A 23185-nucleotide genomic window follows, 5' to 3' on the forward strand; every position below is an offset into this window, starting at 1 on the left:
TACCCCCACAGAAAGGAGAGCAGTTCATGCTGCTCCCATGCAAATCCGCCCGCCCGTACGGCGCGCGTCCGTGAGCGCCCGTTCCCCCGTCGTGCGCGTGGCCGCCTGGAGCGCGGCCAACCCGTGGCGGGCGATCACCGGCTGGCTGCTGTTCGTCACGCTGTGCCTGGGCGCCGGGATCGCGGCGGGCACCCACAACGCCGGCACCGAGGACTACTGGATCGGCGAGGCCGGACGCGCCGAGGAGATCGCCACGGGCGCGGGACTGCAGCGCAGGCCCGAGGAGTACGTCCTGATCAGGGCGCGGAAGGGAGCGCTCGATCCCACGGCCGCCCGTGCCGCCGCCCGGGACGTCACCGCGCGCATGAGGCGGCTCCCCGAGGTCGAGAGCGTCGGCCCTCCCGCGCGCTCGGCCGACGGCACGGCGCTCCTGGTCTCCGTGACCATGAGGGGTCCCGAGCTCGACGCCAGACAGCACGTGGACCCACTGCTCGCGCAGACCGCCCAGACCCAGCGCGACCATCCCGGCCTGGTCGTCGAACAGACCGGCGGCGCCTCCATCAGCAAGGGCGTCAACCAACAGCGAAGCGACGACCTCGCGCTCTCCGAGGCGATCTCGTTCCCGGTCACGCTGGTCACCCTGCTCGTGGTCTTCGGCTCCGTGCTGATGGCCGCGGTGCCGCTGCTGCTGGCGCTGTCGTCGATCGCCGCCGCGATGGGGCTGTCCATGCTGGTCTCACATCTGCTGCCGGACGCCGGGGTCGGCAACAACGTGATCCTGCTGATCGGCATGGCCGTCGGCGTCGACTACACGCTCTTCTACCTCAAGCGCGAACGCGAGGAACGGGCCCGTGCGGGCGGACGGCTCAGCCCCCGGGCCGTGGTCGAACTGGCCGCCGCCACCTCGGGCCGGGCGGTGGTTGTCTCCGGGCTGGCCGTGCTCGTCTCGACCGCCACGCTCTATCTCGCCGCCGACGTCGTGTTCTCCTCCCTGGCCACGGGGACCGTACTCGTCGTGCTGGTCGCGATGGCCAGTTCGGTGACCGTACTGCCCGCGCTGCTCGTCAGGCTCGGGCTGCGCGCCGAACGCCGGGCCTCCTACAGGGCCGGACGGGGCCTGCCGCCGCGCCGCGGCCGGGATCGCGGGGCGGGCGGGGAACGGCTGTGGCGGACGCTGCTGCGGCCCGCGGAACGACACCCCGTGCTCACCCTGGCCGTGGCCGTGCTCGCGATGGTCGTCCTGGCCCTGCCCGCGCTGGGCATGCAGCTGCGTGTGCTCAACAGGGACAGTCACTCCAGGGAGATCCCGGCGCTGCGGATTCACGACCGGATGACCACCGCGTTTCCCGAACTGCGGACCCTGCACCAGGTCGTCGTACGCGACGGGCGGGGCCGTACGGAGGAGGTCGGCCGGGCGCTACGGGAGCTGGGCAGGCGGGCCCACGCCGACCCGCTGTTCGCCGCGAACGTCCCAGCCGACGTCCGTGTCTCGGCCGACGGCCGGGTGAGCGTGCTCGAACTGGCCGTGCCGTACCGGCTGAGCTCGGCCGAGGCGGAACGCTCCCTCGACCGGATCCGCGACGACTACCTGCCCGCGACGGTCGGCGCGATCCCCGGGGCCGAGGCGGCCGTCACCGGGGACGCGGCGCGCAACGTGGACGACCTCGACCACGTCAACGGGAAGCTGCCGCTGGTGACCGGACTCCTGCTGCTGGTCAGCCTGGTCATGACGATGATCGTGTTCCGCTCGGTGACGCTGGGGCTGCTCGGGGTGCTGCTCAACTCGCTGTCCGCCGCGGCCTCGTTCGGGCTGGTCGTGGTGTTCTTCCAGTACGGCCTGGCGACGACGCTGTTCGGGTTCGACCCCGGAGCCACCGGCGCGATCGGCTCCCGGGTGCCGTTGTTCCTCCTCGTGATCCTGTTCGGCCTGTCGATGGACTACCAGGTGTTCGTGGTCAGCCGTATCCGAGAGAAGGCCGTCGCCGGGGTGCCGACCCGGCGGGCGGTGCTCGACGGCATCACCGGCTCGGCGGGGGTGGTGACCAGCGCCGCGATCGTCATGGTGACGGTGTTCGCCGGGTTCGTGTTCCTGCGCCTGGCCGAGATGAAGCAGATCGGCTTCAGCCTCGCGGTGGCCGTGCTGCTGGACGCGTTCGTCATCCGCACCACGATCCTGCCGGCGGCCATGATCGTGCTCGACCGGCTGAACTGGTGGCCCTCTCCCCTGTCCCGGAACACCCACGGCGTACGGCATGGCCTCGCCTCGGACGGGCGGGTGCCAACGGCCGGCCGTTCCCGCGGGTGAGCCGGGGAGCCGCTGGATCCGGAAAGCCGGTCCAGCGGCTTCCCCAGGCTTTATACGGAAATTTCTCCATATAACAAACCGTCCGCGAAAGTCCACGTCTCCGGGAGACAATCGCCGTCCGTGACACGTTCTCCGCACGGAACCGGCTTCCGTCCGGAACCTCCCAGCCCCCGAGACCTGGAGACGCCGTGACGCTGCGCGTGCTGCTCGCCGACGACCACGCGATGTTCCGTTCCGGTATGCGCGCCGTACTCGAAACCCAGCCGGACCTGCTCTGCGTCGCCGAGGTCGGAGACGGCCACGAGGCGGTCGCCGAGACCCTGCGGCTCCGCCCGGACGTGGCGATCCTGGACGTGCGGATGCCCAGGCTGGACGGCCTGGCCGCGACGGAGGCGATCCTGGCGGCGCCGGGGAACGTCACCAGGGTCCTGGTGCTGACCACCTACGACAACGACGACTACGTCTACCGCGCGTTACGGGCCGGGGCCAGCGGCTTCCTGCTGAAGAGCCTGCCTCCGGAGGAGATGGCGTCCGCGATCCGGGTGGCCGCCCGGGGGGACGCGCTGATCGACCCCTCGGTGACCCGGCGCCTGATCGCCCGGTTCACCACCAGCATCGAGCCGACGGCCGTGCCCGCCGACTTCGAACGGCTGACCTCCCGGGAGCGTGAGGTGTTGCTCCTGCTGGCCGACGCCCGCAGCAACGCCGAGATCGCCGCGGCCCTCCACGTCGGCGAGGAGACCGTCAAGACGCACGTCTCCCGCATCCTGTCCAAACTCAGCCTGCGCGACCGGGTCCACGCCGTCGTCTACGCCCACCTGAACGGCCTGGCCGGGACGCCGCCCCGATGAAGCCCTCAGGAGCCGAGCGGGTCGACAGGGGCGGCCGGGTCGGCCAGGCGCTCCAGGTCGCGGCGGACCAGCAGCTGGTTGGCCATCAGGACCGGGCCGTCGGGCTTGACGGTCAGCAGGGCGCGGTGGACCGTACGGTCACCCGAGCTGACGTCGTCGTGCGCGACCGTCTCGACCGAGTCGGACAGGGGCTTGCCCGCGACGACGGCGGTCGTGGTGAGGCGCTCCTTGAACACCTTGCCCACCTCGGCGGCCCTCGGCAGCACGCACACCACGTCGACCGCCTTGTCGGCCGTGGACGCGGGCCTGCGCAGGCCGACGCCGTACAGGACGACCCCGCCCGGCTGCGTGGGGGCCATGACGATGGCGGAGACGACGTCGCCCAGGCAGTCGGCGACGGCGGCGTGGTCGGGGTTCTCGGCCAGGGAGGAGCCGGTGCCGAGAGCCGCCGCGACGGGCTCGGCCGCGGCACCCGCGACCAGCGCGGAGTCCGTGACCACCACCTGGTTGAGCTGGTTGATCAGCCCGAGCCCGGACTGAGGGCCCTTCATGTCGATCATGTTGTCCTCGGCGAGGGACAGCCCCTCCTGGCCGCCGATCTCCCGGGGCTTGGCCCCCATGGAGGTCAGTTTGGCGCTGATGCCCGAGGCGTCGAGAGCGCCCTCGACACGGATCGCGGTCTTCGGCGGGACTCCGATGTTGACGGCCTGGTTCGCGGCGAACACGTTGAGACCGGTCGCCTCGGCGAGCCTGTCCCCGCTCACCGCGAGGTCGCCGAAGCCCGAGCCGACGGCGGCCCTCCAGCGCTTGTCCTGGCCCGGCCCCTTGTCGGTGACCACGCCGAGCTTGCGCCAGTGCGCCATGTCGCCGTATTCGAGGTAGGTCGCGGCGGGGCCGGAGGCGTCGAGACGCGCCATCGCCTGGCGCAGGCCCTGTCCCTCCTCCGAGCCGCCGGTGCCACATCCGGCAAGCACCAGTCCCGCAACCGCCAGAGTCCATCCGAGAGCACGCATGCCCAGGACCTTAGCCATCCACACCGCACCGCACGTCACCCAAAAGGGTGAAATGATCACCCCATTCCCCCCGAAACGGTACAAAGGTCACTCAGCGAGAAGCCCGCACACCCGCTCGATCCCCAGCCCGCTGATCAGCAGCCGTTCCTTGGCGTTGCCGAGCAGCGCCGCGGTCCAGGTGGTCGACCCGCCGTCCCCGAGGTTGAGGGTCTCACCCCGTGGCGTGACGACGTCGATCCCGAACGAGACGCCGGTGTAGTAACCGCGCCCCGTCACGCGCTCGTCGTCGAAGACGAAGGTGACGTCCGGGTGCTCCGGCGCCAACCGGTCGAGGACCCGTTCGCGCAGCGCCGTACGGTGCCGTCCTCCGGTCAGGTCGGTGAGGCCGACGCGCACCGCCGGGATGGCGTGGCCGAGTTCGCGGGCTCCGTCCAGGATGTCCAGGTGAACGCCGACGTGCTCGACGAGGGCCTCCGTCTCGAAGCCGAAGGAACCCTCGTCCCGGCCCGCCGTGCACAGCCCGAGCAGCGCGAAGTGCTGCGTCATGCCCGGCCCGAACGGCTGCGCGCGCAGGACGCGCTGTGCCGCGCCGAGCCGTACCCTCGACCGGGAGCGGGGCTCGTCCCGGAGCAGGCCCCGGCGGCGGACGGCGCATTCCAGGGCCAGGACGTTGGTCACGTCCGAGACGACCTCGGTGTTGCGGATCGTCGTCAGCACCTTGTCCTGGCTCACGGTCGCCACCGCCGAGGCGGTGCCCAGCGGGCAGACCGGCGCCGTCGCGAGGCCGGTGAACCCGTGCCCGGTGAGACGTTCGTGGGCCAGCAGGGTCAGGCGCGCCAGGTCGCCCGCGTCGACCGGTGAGAGGGCGGTGAACCGGTCACGTTCGTACCGCCGGAGCAGATGGGCGGGCGTGACGTCGGCCGCACGACGCCGATGGACGGCCATCAGCAGCGTCTGAAGATCCGCGGGGGACAGCCGCTCGGCCAGCGCCTCAAGCATCTCCGGCGCCGCCCCCTCACGGAGAATCCGCCCAAGCCAGGGGTCGTTCATCGGAACATCGTGGCGTACGGCCCACTCCCGCCGCACCGGGTTATCCGCCGCCGAACCCCTGAAAGACCGCCGGACCCCGGAAAGCCACCGGGTCCGGAGAGCCGGTCGGTCTCAGACGCCCCGGGAGGCCCTGCGCTCCGGGCCCTCCTTCTCCAGGTGCTGGAGGACGTGCCTGAGCGACTCCCCCAGCTCGGTCAGGCGCCTCTCGCCGAGGCCGGAGAGCACGAACTGCTCCTCCCGGTTGAACTCGGGGAACAGGGTGGTCATCAGCTTCCTGCCCTCGGGGGTGAGGGAGAAGACGGTACGCCTGCGGTCGGTCGCCGGGATCTCCCGCAGGATCAGCCCGCGTGCCTCAAGCGTCTGCGCCACCCCGGTCAGCGTGCCCTTGGTGATGCCCGCCTCCTCGGCGACGTGCCGGTTCTCGATCGACTCCCAGATCCACACGACCCACAGCACCACGAAGGCGGTCCAGGTGAGCTCGGCCTCCTTCAGGACGGTCTGCTCGAAGTGGTTCCTGATGGACGAGGCGACCCGGTAGAGGTTCGAGATCGCGGTCATGGCGCGAAAGTCCAGCTCCAGCCCCTGGAGCTTTCCCGAGACGGCCTCCTCGGTCTGCCGCAGGGTGTGCGCGCCACTCACAGACAAGCTCCTCGGGGGTTCGGCCATATCGACCCCGGGCGGCGGAATCGTCCGGACCCTCCTGATCCTAGATGATTTCCGACAAATCCCTGTTCTGGGACGCTAGACGCGGACCACATTCACGCCCGCGTCGGTGAACCGGGCGGCCTCCTCGTCCGGCAGGCCCTCGTCGGTGATCAGGGTGCCGATCGCGTCGATCGAGCAGATCCGCGCGAAGGCCCGCCCGCCGATCTTGGAGGCGTCGGCGACCGCGACGACCTGGGAGGCCCTGCCGATCAGCAGGTTATTGACGCTCGCCTCGCCCTCGTGGTGGGCGAAGGCACCCGCGACCGGGTCGAGCGCGTCCACGCCGAGGAAGGCGATGTCGAGCGCGACCTGTTCAAGCACCCCCGAGGCCAGCGGGCCGATCAGCTCGTAGGACTGCGGCCTCGCCACCCCGCCGGTCACCACGATCTTCACGTGCTGCCTGACCGTCAGCTCGGCGGCGATGTTCAGCGCGTTGGTGACCACGGTGAAGCCGAGGTCGGGGTCGGCCCTGATCGCCAGGGCGCGGGCCACCTCCGAGGTGGTCGTGCCGCCGTTCATGCCGACGATCGCGCCCGGTGTGACCAGTTCGGCCGCGGCGTCCGCGATCCGCTGTTTCTCGTCGGCGTGACGGGCGGTCTTGTAGCGCAGCGGCAGGTCGTAGCTCACGCTCTGGGAGACGGCGCCGCCACGGGTGCGCATGAGCATCTGCTGCTGGGCGAGCTGGTCGAAGTCGCGGCGGATCGTCGCCGTCGAGACGGTCAGCGCCTCCGCGGCCTCCTCGACGGACAACCGCCCCTCCTGCGAGAGCAGTTCGAGGATCGCGTTCCAGCGCTCATATCGGCTCACAGCAGTCAGCCTTGCACACGGGGCGATCAAAACCCACCTCTGCACAAAATTGCTCATTTCTGGTATAAATCAATCACAAACGAAGCTTCTTGGGGAGGCGCGCCGTGACCACGCACACCGAATCCGAGATCGTGTCCCAGCCCGACTGCTGGCGCAGAGCCGTCGCCGAGACCCCGAGGGACGCGCTGCCCCGCCCCGGGGAGCGGGTGGCCGTCATCGGCTGCGGCACCTCGTGGTTCGTCGCCCAGTCCTACGCGGTGCTCCGCGAGCGGGCCGGACAGGGCGAGACCGACGCCTTCGCCGCCTCCGAGTTCCCCGTGGGACGTCCGTACGACCGGGTGCTCGCGCTGACCAGGTCGGGCACGACGACCGAGGTCCTCGACGCGCTGGCGGCCCTGCGCGAGCGGGGCGTCAGGACGAGCGCCGTCACCGCCTCCCCCGGCACCCCCGTCGTGACCGCCGCCGACGAGATCGTGATGCTCGACTTCGCCGACGAGCGGTCGGTCGTGCAGACCCGCTTCGCCACGACGCAGCTCGCCCTGCTCCGCGCCCACCTCGGCGAGGACCTGAGCGGCGCGATCGCCGACGCCGAACGGGCGCTCGCCGTCCCGCTCCCCGAGATCACCCTGTCCGCCGAGCAGTTCACCTTCCTCGGCCGGGACTGGTCGTACGGCCTGGCGCTTGAGGCCGCCCTGAAGATGCGCGAGGCGTGCCGGGCGTGGACCGAGTCCTATCCCGCGATGGAGTACCGCCACGGCCCGATCAGCATCGCGGGCCCGAACCGCGTCACCTGGGTCCTCGGAGAGGGCGCGAAGGGGCTGCGCGCCGAGGTCGAGGCCACGGGTGGAGCGTTCCTGAACAGCCTCCTCGACCCGATGGCCGAGTTGGTCCTGGTTCAGCGGGTGGCCGTGGCCAGGGCACTGGCCCAGGGACTCAACCCGGACGAACCACTCAACTTGACCCGTTCTGTCATCCTCCCCTCCTGAACATTGACCGGTGGGAGAAACGGGAAGAACTGACGCCATGAGCATCACACTCTCCGACGCCCGTGTCGTGACCCCCGAAGGTGTCCACGAGGGCTGGCTCACCATCGAGGACGGCCGCATCACCCATGTGGGCCGGGGCGCCGCCCCCGGCCCCGGGCTCAGCCTCGGGGGCCGCCACGTGGTTCCGGGCTTCGTCGACATCCACTCCCACGGCGGCGCCGGAGGATCCTTCCCCAGCGGCGACCAGGAGGAGGCCCGCCGGGTCGCCGCCCTGCACGCCGCGCACGGGACGACCACGATCGTCGCCAGCCTGGTCACCGCGACCACGAACGAGCTGACCAGGGCCGCTTCCGCCCTGGCCGACCTGTGCGAGGACGGCCTGCTGGCCGGCGTCCACCTTGAGGGCCCCTACATCTCCAAGGCCCGCTGCGGCGCGCACAACCCCGCCCTCCTGCGGGAGCCCTCCGTCCGGGAGTTCACCGAGCTGCTCAAGGCGGGCCGAGGCCACATACGGATGCTCACCCTCGCCGCCGAGCTGCCCGGGGCGCTGGACACCATCAGGGAGGCCGTCGCCAACGACGTGATCGCCGCCCTCGGGCACAGCGACGCCGACTACGAGCAGACCCTGCTGGGCATCGAGGCGGGCGGCAGCGTGGCCACCCACCTCTACAACGCGATGCCGCCCCTGCACCACCGCGACCCCGGCCCGATCGCCGCACTGCTTGAGGACGAGCGGGTCACCATCGAGCTGGTCAACGACGGTGTGCACGTGCACCCGGCGATGATGCGCCTGGCCTACGACGTCGCCGGTCCCGGCAGGACCGTGCTCATCACCGACGCCATGGCCGCCGCGGGCATGGGCGACGGCGTGTACGGTCTCGGCCCGATGCGGGTCGAGGTCGTCGACGGCGTCGCCAGGCTGGCCGGCGGTGGCTCCATCGCGGGCAGCACGCTCACCATGGACGTGGCCTTCCGCCGCGCCGTACAGCAGGTCGGCCTGTCGCTGCCCGAGGCGGTCGAGATCACCTCGCTCACCCCCGCCAAGGTGCTCGGCCTGGCCGACGACCTCGGCTCCATCTCCGTCGGCAAGCGGGCCGACCTGGTGGTGCTCACCGACGACCTGGAGGTCTCCGGCGTCATGCGGCACGGAAACTGGACGACGGCTCCCCGATGACCTCCCCGCCCGCCCGTGGTCCGGTCCTGACCGTCACGCTGAACCTCGCACTCGACGTCACCTACGTGACCGGGGACGTCGACTGGGACGGCGTCAACCGCGTCGGGGCCGTGCACCGCAGGGCGGGCGGCAAGGGCGTCAACGTGGCCAGGGTGCTCGCCGCCCTCGGCTGCGAGGTGCTCGTCACCGGTCTCGCGGGCGGCCCGAACGGCGAGGCGGCCCTGGCCGACCTCGCCGCCGCGGGCCTGCCCACCGCCCTCACCCCGATCTCCGGTCCCTCCCGCGCCACCCTGGCCGTCCACGACCACGGCCGTGCCCCGGGACGCACCGCGCTGTTCAACGAACCGGGTCCGCTCGTCACCGAGGACGAGATCGGGCGTTTCCTGAGCGACTACGAGGCCCGGCTCAGGGGTGCCGCCGCGGTCGTGATCTCCGGCAGCCTGCCCTCAGGGGTCTCCCCGCGCCTGTACGCCGAACTCGCCGCCCGCGCCCGGGCCCACGGCGTCCCGGCGGTCGTGGACGCCGACGGCGAGCCGCTCAGGCACGCACCCGGCGGGCGGCCCGAGATCGTCAAGCCCAACGCCGAGGAACTCGCCCGGGCCCTGGCCCTGTCCGGCCCCCAGGAGGCTCACAGCCCCGGCACCGGCCCCGGCACCGCCGTGCGGGGGGCCCAGGTCCTCAGGCGTTCCGGGGCCAGGGCGGTCGTGGTCTCCCTCGGGGCCGACGGCCTGCTCGCGGTGACCCCCGAGGGGGCGTGGCGGGCGGCGATGCCGTACCGGGTCGAGGGGAACCCGACCGGCGCGGGTGACGCGCTGGTCGCGGGGCTGACGCTCGGCCTGGTCGAGGGCACCCCCTGGCCGGAACGGCTGCGCCGGGCGGCGGCGCTCGGCGCGGCGGCGGTCGCGGCCCCGGTCGCGGGTGACTTCGACGCCGACGTCCTGCGGGAGGTCCACCCGGGTGTCCGGGTGGAAGCGGAACCTGTGTAACGGAGGCCAATCATGTCCCTCGTCGGAATCGGCGACATCGTCGGGAACGCTCCAAAGGGCGTCGGCGCGTTCAACGTCATCCAGCTCGAACACGCGGAGGCGATCGTCGCCGGGGCCGAGGCCGCAGGCACACCCGTCGTGCTGCAGATCAGCGAGAACTGCGTCCGCTACCACGGCGCGCTCGCCCCGATCGCGGCGGCGTCCCTGGCGGTCGCCAGGGCGGCGGCCGTGCCCGTCGCCGTCCACCTCGACCACGCCACCGACCGCGCGCTGGTCGAGGAGGCCGCGGAGCTGGGGATCGGCTCGGTGATGTTCGACGCCTCCGCGCTGCCCGACGAGGAGAACGTGGCACTCACCGCCGAGGTCGCCGCCCACTGCCACGCCCGTGGCCTGTGGGTGGAGGCCGAGCTCGGCGAGGTGGGGGGCAAGGACGGGGTGCACGCGCCCGGGGCGCGGACCAGGCCGCACGAGGCCGTGGACTACGTGGCCAGGACCGGGGTGGACGCGCTGGCCGTGGCCGTCGGCAGCTCGCACGCCATGACGACCAGGGACGCCGTGCTCGACCTTGAGCTGATCTCCGCGCTGCGCGCCGCCGTACCCGTCCCGCTGGTGTTGCACGGCTCCTCGGGCGTGCCGGACGAGACCCTCCGCGCCGCCGTACGGCACGGCATGAAGAAGATCAACATCGCCACCCACCTCAACAAGACCTTCACCGGGGCGATCCGCGACCACCTGGCCGCCGACGAGCGGGTCGTCGACTCCCGCGTCTACCTCGCCGCCGCCCGTACGGCCGTCGCCACCGAGGTCACCCGCCTCCTGAAGGTCCTGGCCTAACCCCTACGACACCCCTACGACGTCCCCTACGGCCAGTTCCAGCGGATGCCGATCAGGCCGGGGCGCAGTGAGTCGGCCACCAGGTGGACCGCGTGGTGGGCGTTGAGGGTCAGTTCACCGTGGTCGTGCTCCTCCGCGGCGTGGTCGTGCCGGGAGAAGCGGCGGATGCCCGCGGGCAGCGCCGAGGCGGCGAAGCTCACCCTGAGCGTGTACTGCCCGGCGGGGAAGCGGAACCCCCGTTCGTACTCGGTCGTCTCCACCCCGCTCGGGTCGGCCAGCTCGTAGCGGATCACCTGGGTCTCCCCCACCCGCAACCTGCGGTCGAACAGCAGCTCGGCCGCCACGAGCGCGGTCGGGCCGTCCCGCCTGACCCTGCCGACCCGGCAGTCCTCAAGCGCCCTGATCCGCACCCGTTCGACGTCGCACCCCAGGTCGCCCCGGTAGACGATGATGTGGCGGTCGGTCGCCTCCTGCGCCCGCATCACCTGGAGCGTCTCACGGCGCACGACGCTGCGGTCCGGGCCGATCTGCAGCGTCTCGTACATCCCGCTGATGTGCAGCCGCCTGTCGTCGGCGGAGCCGTCGAGGTCCTGCAGCAGGGCCGAGAGCGCTCGTGAGGGCTCAAGGATCGTGGCGTAGGGAACGGCGGCGGAGATCGGGACGGACGTGCCCCCGCCGTTCTGCCCCCGGCCCCGGGGCCGGGGCGGCCCGAGCAGGCCCATCAGCGAGCGCGGCGGGAGGATGAGGATCTCCTCAAGCGCCCGTACGGCCCGCAGCGACTCGGGCCGCTCGGGGCGGCGCAGTCCCTGCTGCCAGTAGCTCAGGCTCGTCATCCCGACCCGCAGCCCGCGCTCCTCAAGGCGGTGGCGGAGCCGGTCAAGGGTCAGCCCCCTCGCTTCGACCGCGGCGCGGAGCGCGACGTGGAACGGGCCTTCCCGAAGAGCGACCCGCAGCTCACGATCATCCGACACATGGGAATGTTCACAGATTTTTCGGCTTACGTCACTTTTGCCGACGCAGACAGTGTCAATTTCGTGACCAGCCGCCGGTCTGCGTCGACACCCATGACAGTGTCCCCCAGCGCCAATCCCTGGCACCCAGCGCACATCCGGCGCGCCTCCCATGCCGTCCGACGACACCCGACCTGGGGCCTTCCCGGTCGGTGATGGACCTGTTCCGGAGCGGCACCGGGCCACGGCGCACGGGCGGGAAAACACACGTGCCCGGAGCGAATCGCTCCGGGCACGGCAGAAACGGCGGTGTCAGGAACCCTGGGGGGCGACGACGACCTCGACCCGCTGGAACTCCTTCAGGTCGGAGTATCCGGCGGTGGCCATCGTCCGCTTGAGCGCGCCCATGAGGTTCATCGAACCGTCGGCGACCGAGGAGGGACCGTGCAGGATCTGCTCCAGCGTGCCGACCGTGCCGAACTGCACCCGCTTGCCCCGGGGCAGCTCGGGGTGCTGGGCCTCGGAGCCCCAGTGGAACCCGCGGCCCGGGGCCTCCGTGGCCCTGGCGAGAGGAGAGCCGACCATGACCGCGTCAGAACCACAGGCGATCGCCTTGGCGATGTCACCCGAGGTGCCCATGCCGCCGTCGGCGATGACGTGGACGTACCGGCCGCCCGACTCGTCCATGTAGTCGCGCCGGGCCGCGGCCACGTCGGAGATCGCGGTGGCCATCGGCACCGCGACGCCGAGCACCGTGCGCGTGGTGTGCGAGGCGCCGCCGCCGAAGCCGACCAGGACGCCGGCCGCGCCGGTCCGCATGAGGTGCAGCGCCGCGGTGTAGGTGGCGCAGCCGCCGACGATCACCGGCACGTCCAGCTCGTAGATGAACTGCTTGAGGTTGAGCGGCTCGGCCCGCCCGGAGACGTGCTCGGCGGAGACCGTGGTGCCGCGGATCACGAAGATGTCCACACCCGCGTCGATGACGGCCTTGTGGTACTGGACCGTGCGCTGCGGGGACAACCGCACCGCCGTGGTCACCCCGGCCGCGCGGATCTCCTCGATGCGACGGCCGATCAGCTCTTCCCTGATCGGCGCGTTGTAGATCTCCTGGAGCCGCCTGGTCGCGGCCTCCCCCTCAAGCTCGGCCACCTCGGCCAGCAGCGACGTCGGGTCGTCGTAGCGGGTCCACAACCCCTCAAGGTCGAGTACGGCCAGCCCGCCGAGCCTGCCCACCTCGATCGCCGTCGCCGGGGAGACCACGCTGTCCATCGGGCTCACCACGACGGGCAGCTCGAACCGGTAGGCGTCGATCTGCCAGGCGATCGAGACCTCCTCGGGGTCACGGGTGCGGCGGGAGGGAACGATGCCGATCTCGTCGAGCGCGTAGGCACGGCGGCCGTTCTTGCCGCGGCCGATCTCCACCTGAGTCATATGCCTGTCTTTCCATGTCATGCCTGTACGGCGGGCCGTACCGTGCCGTCACGGCCCGGCCCGTCGCGAGAACCGGGTCGGGACTCTATCGGCGGTGGTAGTTCGGAGCCTCGACGGTCATCTGGATGTCGTGCGGGTGGCTCTCCTTGAGCCCGGCCGCGGTGATCGGCATGAGCTCGCACCTGCTGTGCATGTCCTCGATCGTGCGGCACCCGGAGTACCACATGCCCTGGCGCAGACCGCCGACGAGCTGGTGGGCGACCGCGGCGACCGGCCCGCGGTAGGGAACCTGGCCCTCGATGCCCTCGGGGATGAACCTGTCCTCGCTGCCGACGTCGGCCTGGGCGTAGCGGTCCTTGCTGAAGGAGGTCCCGCCGCGCTCGCGGTTGCGGACCGCGCCCAGCGAGCCCATCCCCCGGTAGGACTTGAACTGCTTGCCGTTGATGAAGATCAGTTCACCCGGCGACTCCTCGCAGCCCGCCAGGAGCGAGCCGAGCATGACCGTGTCCGCCCCGGCCGCGATGGCCTTGGCGATGTCACCGGAATACTGCAGGCCACCGTCGCCGATCACCGGGATTCCGGCGGGACCGGCCGCGAGCGAGGCCTGGTGGATGGCCGTGACCTGCGGCGCGCCGACGCCCGCGACCACCCGGGTGGTGCAGATGGAGCCGGGCCCGACGCCGACCTTGACCGCGTCGGCCCCCGCGTCGACCAGCATCTGGGCACCCGCGCGGGTGGCGATGTTGCCGCCGACGACCTGGACGCCGCTGTTGGCCTTGAGCTTGGAGATCATGTCGGCCAGGCCCTTGGAGTGGCCGTGCGCGACGTCGACCACGACCACGTCGACCCCGGCCTCGATCAGGGCCGCCGCCCGCTTCTCGGCGTCCTCGCCCACGCCGATCGCGGCTCCGACGACGAGCCTGCCGTCGGCGTCCTTCGTGGACAGGGGGTACTGCTCGCTCTTGGTGAAGTCCTTGACGGTGATGAGCCCGCGCAGCCGTCCGCCCGCGTCGACCAGCGGCAGCTTCTCGATCTTGTTCTTGCGCAGCAGCGCGAAGGCGTCGTCCCTGGAGACCCCGACCGGCGCGGTGACCAGCGGCATCGAGGTCATGACGTCGCGCACGGGGCGGCCGTGGTCGGTCTCGAAGCGCATGTCGCGGTTGGTGACGATGCCGACCAGCACGCCGTTCTCGTCCGTCACCGGGACACCGGAGATGCGGTAGGTCGCGCACAGGCGCTCGACGTCGGCGAGCGTGTCCTCGGGCGAGCAGGTGACCGGGTTGGTGACCATCCCGGCCTCGGAGCGCTTGACGAGATCGACCTGCTGGGCCTGCTCCTCGATGGAGAGGTTGCGGTGCAGGATGCCGATGCCGCCCTGACGCGCCATCGCCACCGCCATCCGCGCCTCGGTGACCGTGTCCATCGCGGCGGAGACGAGCGGGATGCGCAGGGTGATGCCCCGCGACAGGCGGGTGGTGGTCTCCGCCTCACCCGGCTGTAGATCCGAATAGGCGGGAACCAGGAGCACGTCGTCGAACGTGAGCCCGGTCTCGGTGAACCTTGCCATCTGCGACCCTCCTGCCACGGCGCTCTCAAGTGGAGTGGGGAAGGCGCCGGCCCCCGGGTCACAGTTTAGAGTCTGGCGCCAAACCCGGAGGACACCGGGGAAGGTGGGGAACCGGACGGCCGGTGAGCGTCCGGTTCCCCTCCCTGAAGGACGGGAGCCGGGCGGCCGACGGACCGCCCGGTCCCGGCCGGGGTTTGGGGAACCGAGCGGTCGGTGACCCGCCCGGCTCCCCGGTCACCGGCGGGAGGCGCGGGGACACCGCACGCCGCCGGACCCCCCTCCGCGTCCGAACGGCCACTACGCCCACGCCCCTCGCCGACGCTGGGTAAAGTCTGCGTTACCTTCCGTTCACACGCAATGTACGGACGTGCAGTTGCACGAAGCTGCACCCGACCGCCCAGGAAGGACCGGGTTCCCCGATCGGCGACGGCTCGGGACGAGTCGTCCACGAGACCGGAAGAGGCCCAGAAGACGCAACGCCCGGACACCGGTGATTTCGGGACGTTATTCTCGCGGAACGCCGTGCCATCTCTGGAGCCTCTCGCCGATGCGTACCGACACACCGCCGCTTGAGAGTCTGGGCTTCACCTCGGCCCAGATCTCTCTCTACAACGCGGTGCTACGCCTGCACCGCGCAACCTGCGCCGAACTCGCCGACGCCCTGGACGGCTCGCCTGAGCGGCTGAGCCGCGAGCTGGCCACCCTGGTGAAGCTGGGCGTGGTCCACGAGCAGGGCGGCGAGTACCTCGCCCGTCACCCCGCGACGGCCCTGGGCCACCTGCTCGCCGACCGGCTCGACCGGCTCGCCGCGGAGAGCCGCAGGATCGACACCGTCGTCGGGTCGATCCGCGACCTCATCCACGAGTACGACGCGGGCCGCGACTACCAGGCGGGCCGGTTCTCCGTCGACCTGGTCGGCGGGGCGGACGAGCTGTACGAGAGCGTGATCGGCATGGCCGTACAGGCGCCGCCGCTCGAACTGCTCTCGGTCATCCCCGACCGGCGCACGATGAACGACTTCGCGCACCGCTACGCCGACCAGTGGATCGGGGCGCAGCGCGCGGGCCTGCTGTCCACCAGGAACATCATCCCGGTCCAGACCCTGGAGATCCCCGCGCTGCGGGAGAAGCTGAGCCAGTTCCAGCAGGCCGGGGCCCGCGTCCGCACCCTGGACACGGTGCCGAGCTGGTTCCTGATCGCCGGGACGGACGCCGCGGGTGTGCCCGCCCGGTGGGGCGGCACGCTGGCGGAGAGCGCCTACAACTTCCACCTGGTCAGAACCCCCGTCGTGGTGGACGCGCTGCGTTCCCTCTTCGACGAGCTGTGGGCCCGCGCGGCGCCGCTGCCCTGGCCGCGCCGGGGCGACGGGATGATCCAGGTGCTGCGGCTCGCCGCCCAGGGCGTCTCCGACGAGATGATCGCCAGGCAGCTCGGGGTCTCGGTGCGCACGGTGCGGGCCCGCTTCGCCGACGCCATGGCCGAGCTCGGCGCCCAGTCCCGCTTCCAGGCGGGCGCGGAGGCCGCCCGGCGCGGCTGGCTGACGTGAAGGCCTCTTTGCGCGCCTGCGCGTCGCTCCGCGTGCCCGTGGGCCGCCGGTTGGACCTGCCGCACATCAAGGTCATATCAAGGCCATAAGGTGGGATCGTGCTCGACGACGTCCCCCGCGACCCGTTCGCGGACGACCCCGACGACCCGGCGGCGGCACTGGGTGAGACGGACTCCCCCCAGTCGCTGACCTCCGCCGAACGCGACGAGGCCATGACGGACCTCGCCGACGTCGAGGTCTTCCGGTCTCTCCTTGAGCCCCAGGGGGTGCTCGGGCTGGTGCTCGACTGCCCCGAGTGCGGGGAACAGCACTACTTCGACTGGGAGCTGCTGCGCGGCAACCTGCGGCAGATGATCGACAACGGCAGGCCGCAGGTTCACGAACCCGCCTACCAGCCCGACCCCACGAACTATGTGACCTGGGAGTACGCCAGGGGTTACGTCGACGGGGTGACCGACACCGAGGGGCACCGCTGATCGACGTCGTCGATCAGCGCGGCCAGTAGACCGACGGCGACGTCCGAGGACGAGGCGGGCTCACGCCGGGAGAGCCCGTCGAGAAGGCGGTCGGTCTCGGTGACGCCCCGATCCTCCTCAGGGCCGTATCTCCGGACGGGACGCCTGGGGTGGACCGCCGTCATGGGCTCACCCGCCAACGGGTCTCACCGGACCGGCGAGACCCACTCCACGCTTCCCGGCGGCGCCGGCGAATCCGGCCCGGCTGGTCCGCGGTCAAGCCGTCGACTCCAGCTCCGCCATCGCGCGCAACCGCGCGAGCGCCCGGTGCTGCGCGACCCGGACCGCGCCTGGTGACATGCCGAGCACGTTACCCGTCTCCTCGGCCGACAACCCCGAGACCACGCGGAGCATGAGCAGTTCACGCTGGTTGTCCGGGAGCCTGGAGAGCAGCCTGCGGGCGTGCTCGGCCTCGATGTAGCGCACCACGGTCTCCTCGGGCCCCGGCCCCTCGTCAGGACCGTCGGGAAGGTCCTGGGTGGGTACGGCGGAGCGCACCGAACTGCGCAGCGCGTCGGCCACCTTGTGGGAGGCGATGCCGAAGACGAAGGACGCGAAGGGCCTGCCCATGTCGCGATAACGCGGCAGGGCGGACAGAACCGCGATGCACACCTCCTGCGCCACGTCGTCCGCGATGTGGTACTGACCGGAAACCCGCCCGAGGCGAGCACGGCAATATCGGACGACCATTGGCCGTAACTGCGCGATCAGAGATTCGATCGCGGTGCGATCTCCCTGAACGGCGAGGCTCGTCAGATCCTTGAGATCGTCCCTGTGGGGGACCCCTTCAGATCTCGTCGCAAGCCTTACCCCACTTTTGGCGTCGGCGACGCATCCCTCGGTCACGTTAGGCATGATGCCCGCCCCGATCGAGCCTGTCGTCATGGCGAACGGCTACGGATTGGTCACATTGAGAGGGTGATAACGGGGCGTAATCAATCGACCACAGTAAGGCTTTGCGCCTGAAGGAATATTTCATTGGACCGCTGATTATGTCGGCCATTGGTCACATGAAAGTTTACTCCTTACGCGCATCCTCGCATGACGCTTTGAGGCACGTTTCGGTTTACCGGAAAACGAAACGGCCCGCATCCGGTGAGAGATGCGGGCCGTACGGCGAAAGCGGATCAGTGGCCGTGGCCGTGACCGTGGCCGTGCCCGGCGGCGGCCGGAGCCTCCTCCTCGGGCTTGTCCACCACGAGGGCCTCGGTCGTCAGCAGCATGCCGGCGATGGAGGCGGCGTTCTGGACGGCCGAGCGGGTGACCTTGACCGGGTCGATGACGCCCTGGGAGATCAGGTCGCCGTACTCGCCGGTGGCGGCGTTGAGACCCTGACCGACGGGGAGCTCGGAGACCTTGGTCGTCACGACGTAGCCCTCAAGGCCGGCGTTCTCCGCGATCCAGCGGGCGGGCTCGATGAGCGCCTTGCGGACCACGGCGACACCGGTCGCCTCGTCACCGGACAGGCCCAGGTCGTCGAGGACCTTGGAGACGTGGATGAGCGCGGAGCCACCGCCGGAGACGATGCCCTCCTCGATCGCGGCGCGCGTCGCGGAGATGGCGTCCTCAAGGCGGTGCTTCTTCTCCTTGAGCTCGACCTCGGTGGCCGCGCCGACCTTCAGCACGCAGACACCGCCGGAGAGCTTGGCCAGACGCTCCTGGAGCTTCTCACGGTCCCAGTCGGAGTCGGACTGCTCGATGGCGAGCTTGATCTCCTTGACGCGGTCGGCGATGGCCTGCGCGTCGCCCGCGCCGTCCACGACCGTGGTGCTGTCCTTGGTGATCACGACACGGCGGGCCGTGCCGAGGACCTCCAGGCCGACGTGCTCCAGCTTGAGGCCGACCTCCTCGCTGACGACCTCGCCACCGGTGAGGATGGCGATGTCCTGCAGCATGGCCTTGCGGCGGTCACCGAAGCCGGGGGCCTTGACCGCGACCGAGGTGAAGGTGCCGCGGATCTTGTTGGTGACCAGGACGGCCAGGGCCTCGCCCTCGACGTCCTCGGCGATGACGAGCAGCGCCTTCTTGGTCTGCGCCACCTTCTCCAGCAGCGGCAGGAAGTCCGCGACCGAAGCGATCTTGTTCTGGTTGATCAGGATGTAGGGGTCTTCGAGAACCGCCTCCATCCGCTCCTGGTCGGTCACCATGTAGGGCGAAAGGTAACCCTTGTCGAACTGGAGACCCTCGGTGAACTCCAGTTCGAGGCCCATGGTGTTGGACTCTTCGACGGTGATGACGCCGTCCTTGCCGACCTTGTCGAACGCCTCGGCGATCAGCTCACCGATCTTGGCGTCCTGCGCGGAGATCGTCGCCACGTGGGCGATCTCCTTCTTGTCCTCGACCGGCCTGGCCGAGTCGATCAGCTTGTCGCTGACGGCCTTGGCGGCCAGGTCGATGCCGCGCTTGAGGGACAGCGGCTGGGCGCCGGCCGCGACGTTGCGCAGGCCCTCGCGGACCATCGCCTGGGCGAGGACGGTCGCGGTGGTCGTGCCGTCACCGGCGACGTCGTTGGTCTTGGTCGCGACCTCCTTGGCGAGCTGGGCGCCGAGGTTCTCGTACGGCTTCTCCAGCTCGACCTCACGCGCGATGGTGACACCGTCGTTGGTGATGGTCGGCGCGCCGAACTTCTTGTCGATGACGACATTGCGGCCACGGGGGCCGAGGGTCACCTTGACCGCGTCGGCGAGGGCGTTGACACCACGCTCAAGAGCGCGGCGCGCGTCCTCCTCGAAGGACAGGATCTTGGGCATTGTGGTCCTCTCTGAAAGCACGTCGGCGCATCAAAGCCCCGGGCGCTCGCGCGACCCGGGGCTCGATACGTCATCTCTGCGAAGTGTCGGTTACTTCTCGATGATGGCGAGCACGTCGCGGGCGGAGAGCACGAGGTACTCCTCGCCGCCGTACTTCACCTCGGTGCCGCCGTACTTGCTGTAGAGGACGACGTCGCCCTCCTTGACGTCGAGCGGAATGCGCTTGTCGCCGTCCTCGTCCCAGTTGCCAGGGCCGACAGCGAGGACCTTGCCCTCCTGCGGCTTCTCCTTGGCGGTGTCCGGGATGACGAGACCGGAAGCAGTGGTCTGCTCGGCCTCAAGCGGCTGGACCACGATGCGGTCGCCGAGCGGCTTAACGGGAACCTTGGTGGCGGTCGTCACGTCGGACCTCCCCTTCAGATTTGAATGATCTAGAAGAGGCGACCAGCGGTCTGCCGTCGCGGGTGTCAGACCTGCCTCGTCGCGTATGTTTGGCACTCTCACCGGGAGAGTGCCAATACGGAACAGTATGCAAGGAGGCCTTGACAGTCAACACGAACCGCCTCCGCACTGGGTACGCGAACCTCAAACCCTGCGCCGCCCCGCCGCGGGCAGGCCCCTGACCCGCGCGATCTCGGTCTCGTACAGCTCCCGCGAACCGCGCAGGAAACCCAGCACGAAACGGATCTCCTCGTCGGAGTAACCCGAGATCAGCCGCCTCCCCCGTTCGACGACGGGACCGTACAGCTCCTCGACCTTCGCGAGGGTCTCGGGGGTGGCGCGTACGACCACCTTCCTGCGGTCCCCGGGATCGGGGGAGCGCGTCAGGTATCCGGCCCGTTCGAGGCGGTCGAGCATCGCGGTGACGCTGCCCGTGGTGAGCCCCAGGCCCGTCCCGAGGACGCTGGGTGTGACGTTCCCCTCAGCCCCCTCGCGCACCAGGATCTCCAGGCAGCGCAGGTCGGTCCTGTTCACCCCGAGGTGGATCGCGACCGCCTCGTCGAAGGCGTCGACGGCCGTCTGACCCGCCTGGACCTCCCGCCCCAGCTCCGCCCTGAGAGCGCCGTCCCCATGCGCGGGACCATTTTCCCTTGACATTCAAGCCTCTCGACCATCAAGCTAAATATGCCTCGAACATCAAGATACATGGCGTTCGAGAAGAACACCCCTGTCCAGACCCGTCCTCCAAGGGAGACCCGTGTCCCCTCTCCACGTGATCGTCATCGGTGCGGGCACCGGCGGAATGTGCCTGGCCCACGGCCTGCGGCGCGCCGGGATCTCGGTCGCGGTCTACGAACGCGACCGCACCCGCGCCGACGGCGTGCACGGCTACCGCGTCGGCATCGACCCGACGGGCAACCAGGCGCTCCGCGAGTGCCTGCCCCCCGAGCTGTTCGACACCTACACCGCCACCTGCGCCAGGACGCCCGCCCACTTCAACGTGCTGACCGAACGGCGCAGGACGATCGCCTCCTTCCGGCTGCCGGAGAGCACCGACCCGGTCCACAGCGAACGCTCGGTCTCCCGGATGACCCTGCGCCAGGTGCTGCTCACCGGGATGGACGACGTCGTGCGCTTCGGCAAGACCTTCACCCACTACGAGCACGGCGCCGACGGCACCGTGACCGCCTTCTTCGACGACGGCACCTCGGCCACCGGCGACCTGCTCGTCGCCGCCGACGGCACCGGCTCCAGGGTCCGCAGGCAGTACCTCCCGCACGCGAAGGTCAGGGACACCGGGGTGATCGCGGTCTCCGCCAAGGTCGCGGTGACCCCGGAGACCAGGGCGCTGCTGCCCGAGGAGGTCTTCAACGGGATCTCCGCCACCTTCGCCCCGAAGGGCCAGTTCTGCATCTGGCACGTCGTGGAGTTCAAGTGGGACCGCGACGGCGAGGTCAAGCACGGCGTCGGCGGCAACGACGCGGAGCTGATCGCGCGCTGGCCCGGCCTGCTTTACGACAACACCCGCGACTACATCAACTGGGGCTTCTCCGCCTCGGCCCGCAGGTTCCCGCCCGGGGTGATGGACCTGCGCGGCGAGGACCTCAAACGGGTGGTCCTGGACATGACGCCCAACTGGCATCCGGACCTGCGCGCGCTGTTCCGGGCCGCCGACCCGGGCAGCTGCTTCCCCATCGCCATCCGCACCTCCGAACCGGTGGACCCGTGGGAGACCACCAACGTCACCTTGCTCGGCGACGCCGTGCACACCATGACCCCCGGGCGGGGCGTCGGCGCCAACACCGCCCTGCGCGACGCGATGCTCCTGACCAGGCGGCTCATCACCGTCCGTGACGGCGCCCCGCTGCTGGACGCCGTCGCCGCCTACGAGGAGGAGATGATCCCGTACGGCTTCGCCCGCGTCGCCGACTCCCTCGCCCAGAACGGCACCAACGGCGACGACCTGCTGCACAGGCCGGTCGTCGGCCGGGCGGTCCTGGCGGCCAACCGGACGTTCTTCCGCGCGGTCGGCCGGGTCCCGGCGCTGCGCAGGAGGTTCGTCGACGCCCTCGTGGCCTACCGCGCCGCGGACGCCTGAGGACCTTCACCCCGATTCCCGCGCTTCGGGGCGACACCGGGACGCTCATCGGGGAACATACGACTTCGGGAACATACGAGCGAGCACCGGGGGGAACGCGACCCGATGGCTACGAACGGTGACGGGAAAGACGCCACGGTGAGCGATGTAACCAGCACGCTGAGCGAGGAGACGAGCGCAACGCGCGAGGTCGGCGAGCTTCTCGCCAACTGGCCCTATCCGCCGCCCGGCGGATGGACGGCCGACGACCTCGACCGGCTTCCCCAGGAGGGCCCCCACGGCGAGCCGGACTTCTTCAAGCACGTCGAACTCGTCGATGGAGCCCTCATCTTCATGTCCCCCCAGAAGCGTTTCCACGAGCACGTCCTGTACGGCCTGCGGACCTGCCTCAACGTTCAGGCACCCAGGCACCTGAAGGCCGTGACCCAGATGGACGTCGTGCTCGGCCCCCGGCAGCGGCCGTGCCCGGATGTCCTGATCATCGACAGTGAGGTGGCGAAGGACAGGTCCCGAACGGCCTACACCCCCGAGGAGGTGCACCTCGTCATCGAGGTCGTCTCCCCGGAGTCCGAGCTGCGTGACCGTGACGTGAAGCCGAAACGCTACGCCGCCGCGGGCATCCCGCACTTCTGGCTGGTGGAGAACAACGCCGACGAGCCCGTGGTCTACGTCTACGAACTCGACCCGGTGAATCAGGGCTACGCCATCACCGGCATCCACCATGGACGCCTCAAGCTCGCCGACCCCTTCCCCATCGACGTCGATCTTGGCGAACTGCCCGACTGACCGCCCCGCTGGGCTGAGGAGAGGCTCCATCCGTCCGAGGCGGTAGCGTCGGGCGGTGTGGAGCTTGACTCGTTCCTGGAGCTGTTGACACCCCGAGGCCAGGAGGCCCTGGCCGCCGCCGGAGCCGCGGGAGACGACCCGGTCGCGGCGGTCACCCGGCTCAGGAAGACCTACGACGCCGATCTGACCTCCGCGGCGCTCACCCAGACGGGGCTCAGACGCCGCGCCGTGGAGAAGTTCGGCGCCGACGCCGGGGTGATGTACTTCACGCCGAACGGCCTTGAGCAGTCGACCCGCCGCGAGGTGGCCGACCACCGCGCCCGGCGCGTCCCCCCGGGCTCCCGGGTCGCCGACGTCTGCTGCGGCATCGGCGGGGACACCCTGGCCCTG

At 70.5% G+C, this 23185-nt stretch carries 23 protein-coding genes; 10 read left to right on the plus strand and 13 right to left on the minus strand.

All coding sequences use genetic code 11. The features are described 5' to 3' along the window. Positions 1–37 precede the first annotated feature (37 nt). Together ACFOYY_RS29325 and ACFOYY_RS29330 are read left to right on the plus strand one after the other, a co-directional pair. Positions 38–2305 (plus strand): MMPL family transporter, encoded by a 2268-nt coding sequence (locus ACFOYY_RS29325; protein ID WP_386193938.1) that lies wholly within the window; start codon positions 38–40, stop codon positions 2303–2305. A gap of 188 nt (positions 2306–2493) precedes the next feature. After that, positions 2494–3156 carry a response regulator transcription factor gene (locus tag ACFOYY_RS29330; RefSeq protein ID WP_352015538.1) on the plus strand — a complete coding sequence of 221 codons (663 nt, stop codon included), beginning with the start codon at positions 2494–2496 and terminating at the stop codon, positions 3154–3156. A 5-nt stretch (positions 3157–3161) separates the two neighbouring features. On the opposite strand, the gene ACFOYY_RS29335 is transcribed toward ACFOYY_RS29330, so the two are convergent. The 4 genes from ACFOYY_RS29335 to ACFOYY_RS29350 all read right to left on the minus strand — a co-directional run bounded on the left by ACFOYY_RS29335 (position 3162) and on the right by ACFOYY_RS29350 (position 6731). Next, positions 3162–4169 (minus strand): hypothetical protein, encoded by a 1008-nt coding sequence (locus tag ACFOYY_RS29335; RefSeq protein ID WP_386193941.1) that lies wholly within the window; start codon positions 4167–4169, stop codon positions 3162–3164. 87 nt (positions 4170–4256) lie between these two features. After that, positions 4257–5219: a hypothetical protein gene (locus tag ACFOYY_RS29340; protein ID WP_386193944.1), complete on the minus strand. Its 963-nt coding sequence runs from the start codon at positions 5217–5219 to the stop codon at positions 4257–4259. 111 nt (positions 5220–5330) lie between these two features. Continuing rightward, positions 5331–5858, minus strand: coding sequence for a MarR family winged helix-turn-helix transcriptional regulator (locus ACFOYY_RS29345; protein WP_386193947.1), 528 nt, complete (start codon positions 5856–5858; stop codon positions 5331–5333). Between the two features lie 102 nt (positions 5859–5960). Continuing rightward, positions 5961–6731 carry a DeoR/GlpR family DNA-binding transcription regulator gene (locus ACFOYY_RS29350; RefSeq protein WP_352015542.1) on the minus strand — a complete coding sequence of 257 codons (771 nt, stop codon included), beginning with the start codon at positions 6729–6731 and terminating at the stop codon, positions 5961–5963. 104 nt (positions 6732–6835) lie between these two features. On the opposite strand from ACFOYY_RS29350, the gene ACFOYY_RS29355 reads away from it, so the two are divergent. From ACFOYY_RS29355 to ACFOYY_RS29370, 4 genes are read left to right on the plus strand one after another with little or no spacing between them, the layout of a single operon-like run. Next, positions 6836–7717, plus strand: coding sequence for an SIS domain-containing protein (locus ACFOYY_RS29355; protein ID WP_386193951.1), 882 nt, complete (start codon positions 6836–6838; stop codon positions 7715–7717). Positions 7718–7754: 37 nt separating this feature from the next. Continuing rightward, complete coding sequence (gene nagA, locus ACFOYY_RS29360) at positions 7755–8891, plus strand: N-acetylglucosamine-6-phosphate deacetylase (protein ID WP_352015544.1); 1137 nt, start codon at positions 7755–7757, stop codon at positions 8889–8891. Further along, positions 8888–9877, plus strand: a complete 990-nt coding sequence (locus tag ACFOYY_RS29365) for a 1-phosphofructokinase family hexose kinase (RefSeq protein WP_386193954.1) — start codon at positions 8888–8890, stop codon at positions 9875–9877. Before nagA ends, ACFOYY_RS29365 begins: the two co-directional genes overlap by 4 nt. Before the next feature lie 12 nt (positions 9878–9889). Then, a complete protein-coding gene (locus ACFOYY_RS29370) occupies positions 9890–10711 on the plus strand; it encodes a class II fructose-bisphosphate aldolase (protein WP_362916293.1) in 822 nt (273 codons plus the stop codon). Between the two features lie 26 nt (positions 10712–10737). Here the strand turns inward: ACFOYY_RS29370 and ACFOYY_RS29375 are convergent, their stop codons facing one another. The 3 genes from ACFOYY_RS29375 to guaB all read right to left on the minus strand — a co-directional run bounded on the left by ACFOYY_RS29375 (position 10738) and on the right by guaB (position 14659). Then, complete coding sequence (locus tag ACFOYY_RS29375) at positions 10738–11682, minus strand: hypothetical protein (protein ID WP_352015547.1); 945 nt, start codon at positions 11680–11682, stop codon at positions 10738–10740. 291 nt (positions 11683–11973) lie between these two features. Next, positions 11974–13092: a GuaB3 family IMP dehydrogenase-related protein gene (locus tag ACFOYY_RS29380; RefSeq protein ID WP_352015548.1), complete on the minus strand. Its 1119-nt coding sequence runs from the start codon at positions 13090–13092 to the stop codon at positions 11974–11976. A gap of 85 nt (positions 13093–13177) precedes the next feature. Continuing rightward, entirely contained in the window at positions 13178–14659 is a 1482-nt protein-coding gene (gene guaB, locus ACFOYY_RS29385; RefSeq protein ID WP_352015549.1) for an IMP dehydrogenase, read from the minus strand. Between the two features lie 547 nt (positions 14660–15206). Here guaB and ACFOYY_RS29390 point away from each other — a divergent pair. After that, positions 15207–16205, plus strand: coding sequence for a helix-turn-helix transcriptional regulator (locus tag ACFOYY_RS29390; protein ID WP_352015550.1), 999 nt, complete (start codon positions 15207–15209; stop codon positions 16203–16205). 98 nt (positions 16206–16303) lie between these two features. Beyond that, entirely contained in the window at positions 16304–16681 is a 378-nt protein-coding gene (locus ACFOYY_RS29395; protein WP_352015551.1) for a DUF5319 family protein, read from the plus strand. Here the strand turns inward: ACFOYY_RS29395 and ACFOYY_RS29400 are convergent. From ACFOYY_RS29400 to ACFOYY_RS29420, 5 genes are all read right to left on the minus strand, one after another. Then, entirely contained in the window at positions 16642–16845 is a 204-nt protein-coding gene (locus ACFOYY_RS29400) for a hypothetical protein (protein WP_362773147.1), read from the minus strand. The two genes, ACFOYY_RS29395 and ACFOYY_RS29400, sit on opposite strands and share 40 nt — an antisense overlap. 91 nt (positions 16846–16936) lie before the next feature. Further along, positions 16937–17575, minus strand: a complete 639-nt coding sequence (locus ACFOYY_RS29405; protein ID WP_352015615.1) for a sigma-70 family RNA polymerase sigma factor — start codon at positions 17573–17575, stop codon at positions 16937–16939. 272 nt (positions 17576–17847) lie between these two features. After that, a complete protein-coding gene (gene groL, locus ACFOYY_RS29410; protein ID WP_352015553.1) occupies positions 17848–19470 on the minus strand; it encodes a chaperonin GroEL in 1623 nt (540 codons plus the stop codon). Positions 19471–19560: 90 nt separating this feature from the next. Continuing rightward, positions 19561–19872 (minus strand): co-chaperone GroES, encoded by a 312-nt coding sequence (groES, locus tag ACFOYY_RS29415; RefSeq protein WP_184712660.1) that lies wholly within the window; start codon positions 19870–19872, stop codon positions 19561–19563. Positions 19873–20055: 183 nt separating this feature from the next. Further along, positions 20056–20568 (minus strand): MarR family transcriptional regulator, encoded by a 513-nt coding sequence (locus tag ACFOYY_RS29420; protein ID WP_386193962.1) that lies wholly within the window; start codon positions 20566–20568, stop codon positions 20056–20058. 100 nt (positions 20569–20668) lie between these two features. Between ACFOYY_RS29420 and ACFOYY_RS29425 the strand changes: the two genes are divergently transcribed. Continuing rightward, positions 20669–22009, plus strand: a complete 1341-nt coding sequence (locus tag ACFOYY_RS29425) for an FAD-dependent oxidoreductase (protein WP_386193964.1) — start codon at positions 20669–20671, stop codon at positions 22007–22009. Between the two features lie 138 nt (positions 22010–22147). After that, complete coding sequence (locus ACFOYY_RS29430) at positions 22148–22795, plus strand: Uma2 family endonuclease (RefSeq protein ID WP_386193966.1); 648 nt, start codon at positions 22148–22150, stop codon at positions 22793–22795. Between the two features lie 170 nt (positions 22796–22965). Here ACFOYY_RS29430 and ACFOYY_RS29435 read toward each other — a convergent pair whose 3' ends face one another. Beyond that, positions 22966–23163, minus strand: coding sequence for a hypothetical protein (locus ACFOYY_RS29435; protein WP_386193968.1), 198 nt, complete (start codon positions 23161–23163; stop codon positions 22966–22968). Positions 23164–23185: the final 22 nt, after the last annotated feature.

It is taken from the genome of Streptosporangium jomthongense (genome assembly GCF_042650425.1).
Classification (GTDB): Bacteria; Actinomycetota; Actinomycetes; order Streptosporangiales; family Streptosporangiaceae; genus Streptosporangium.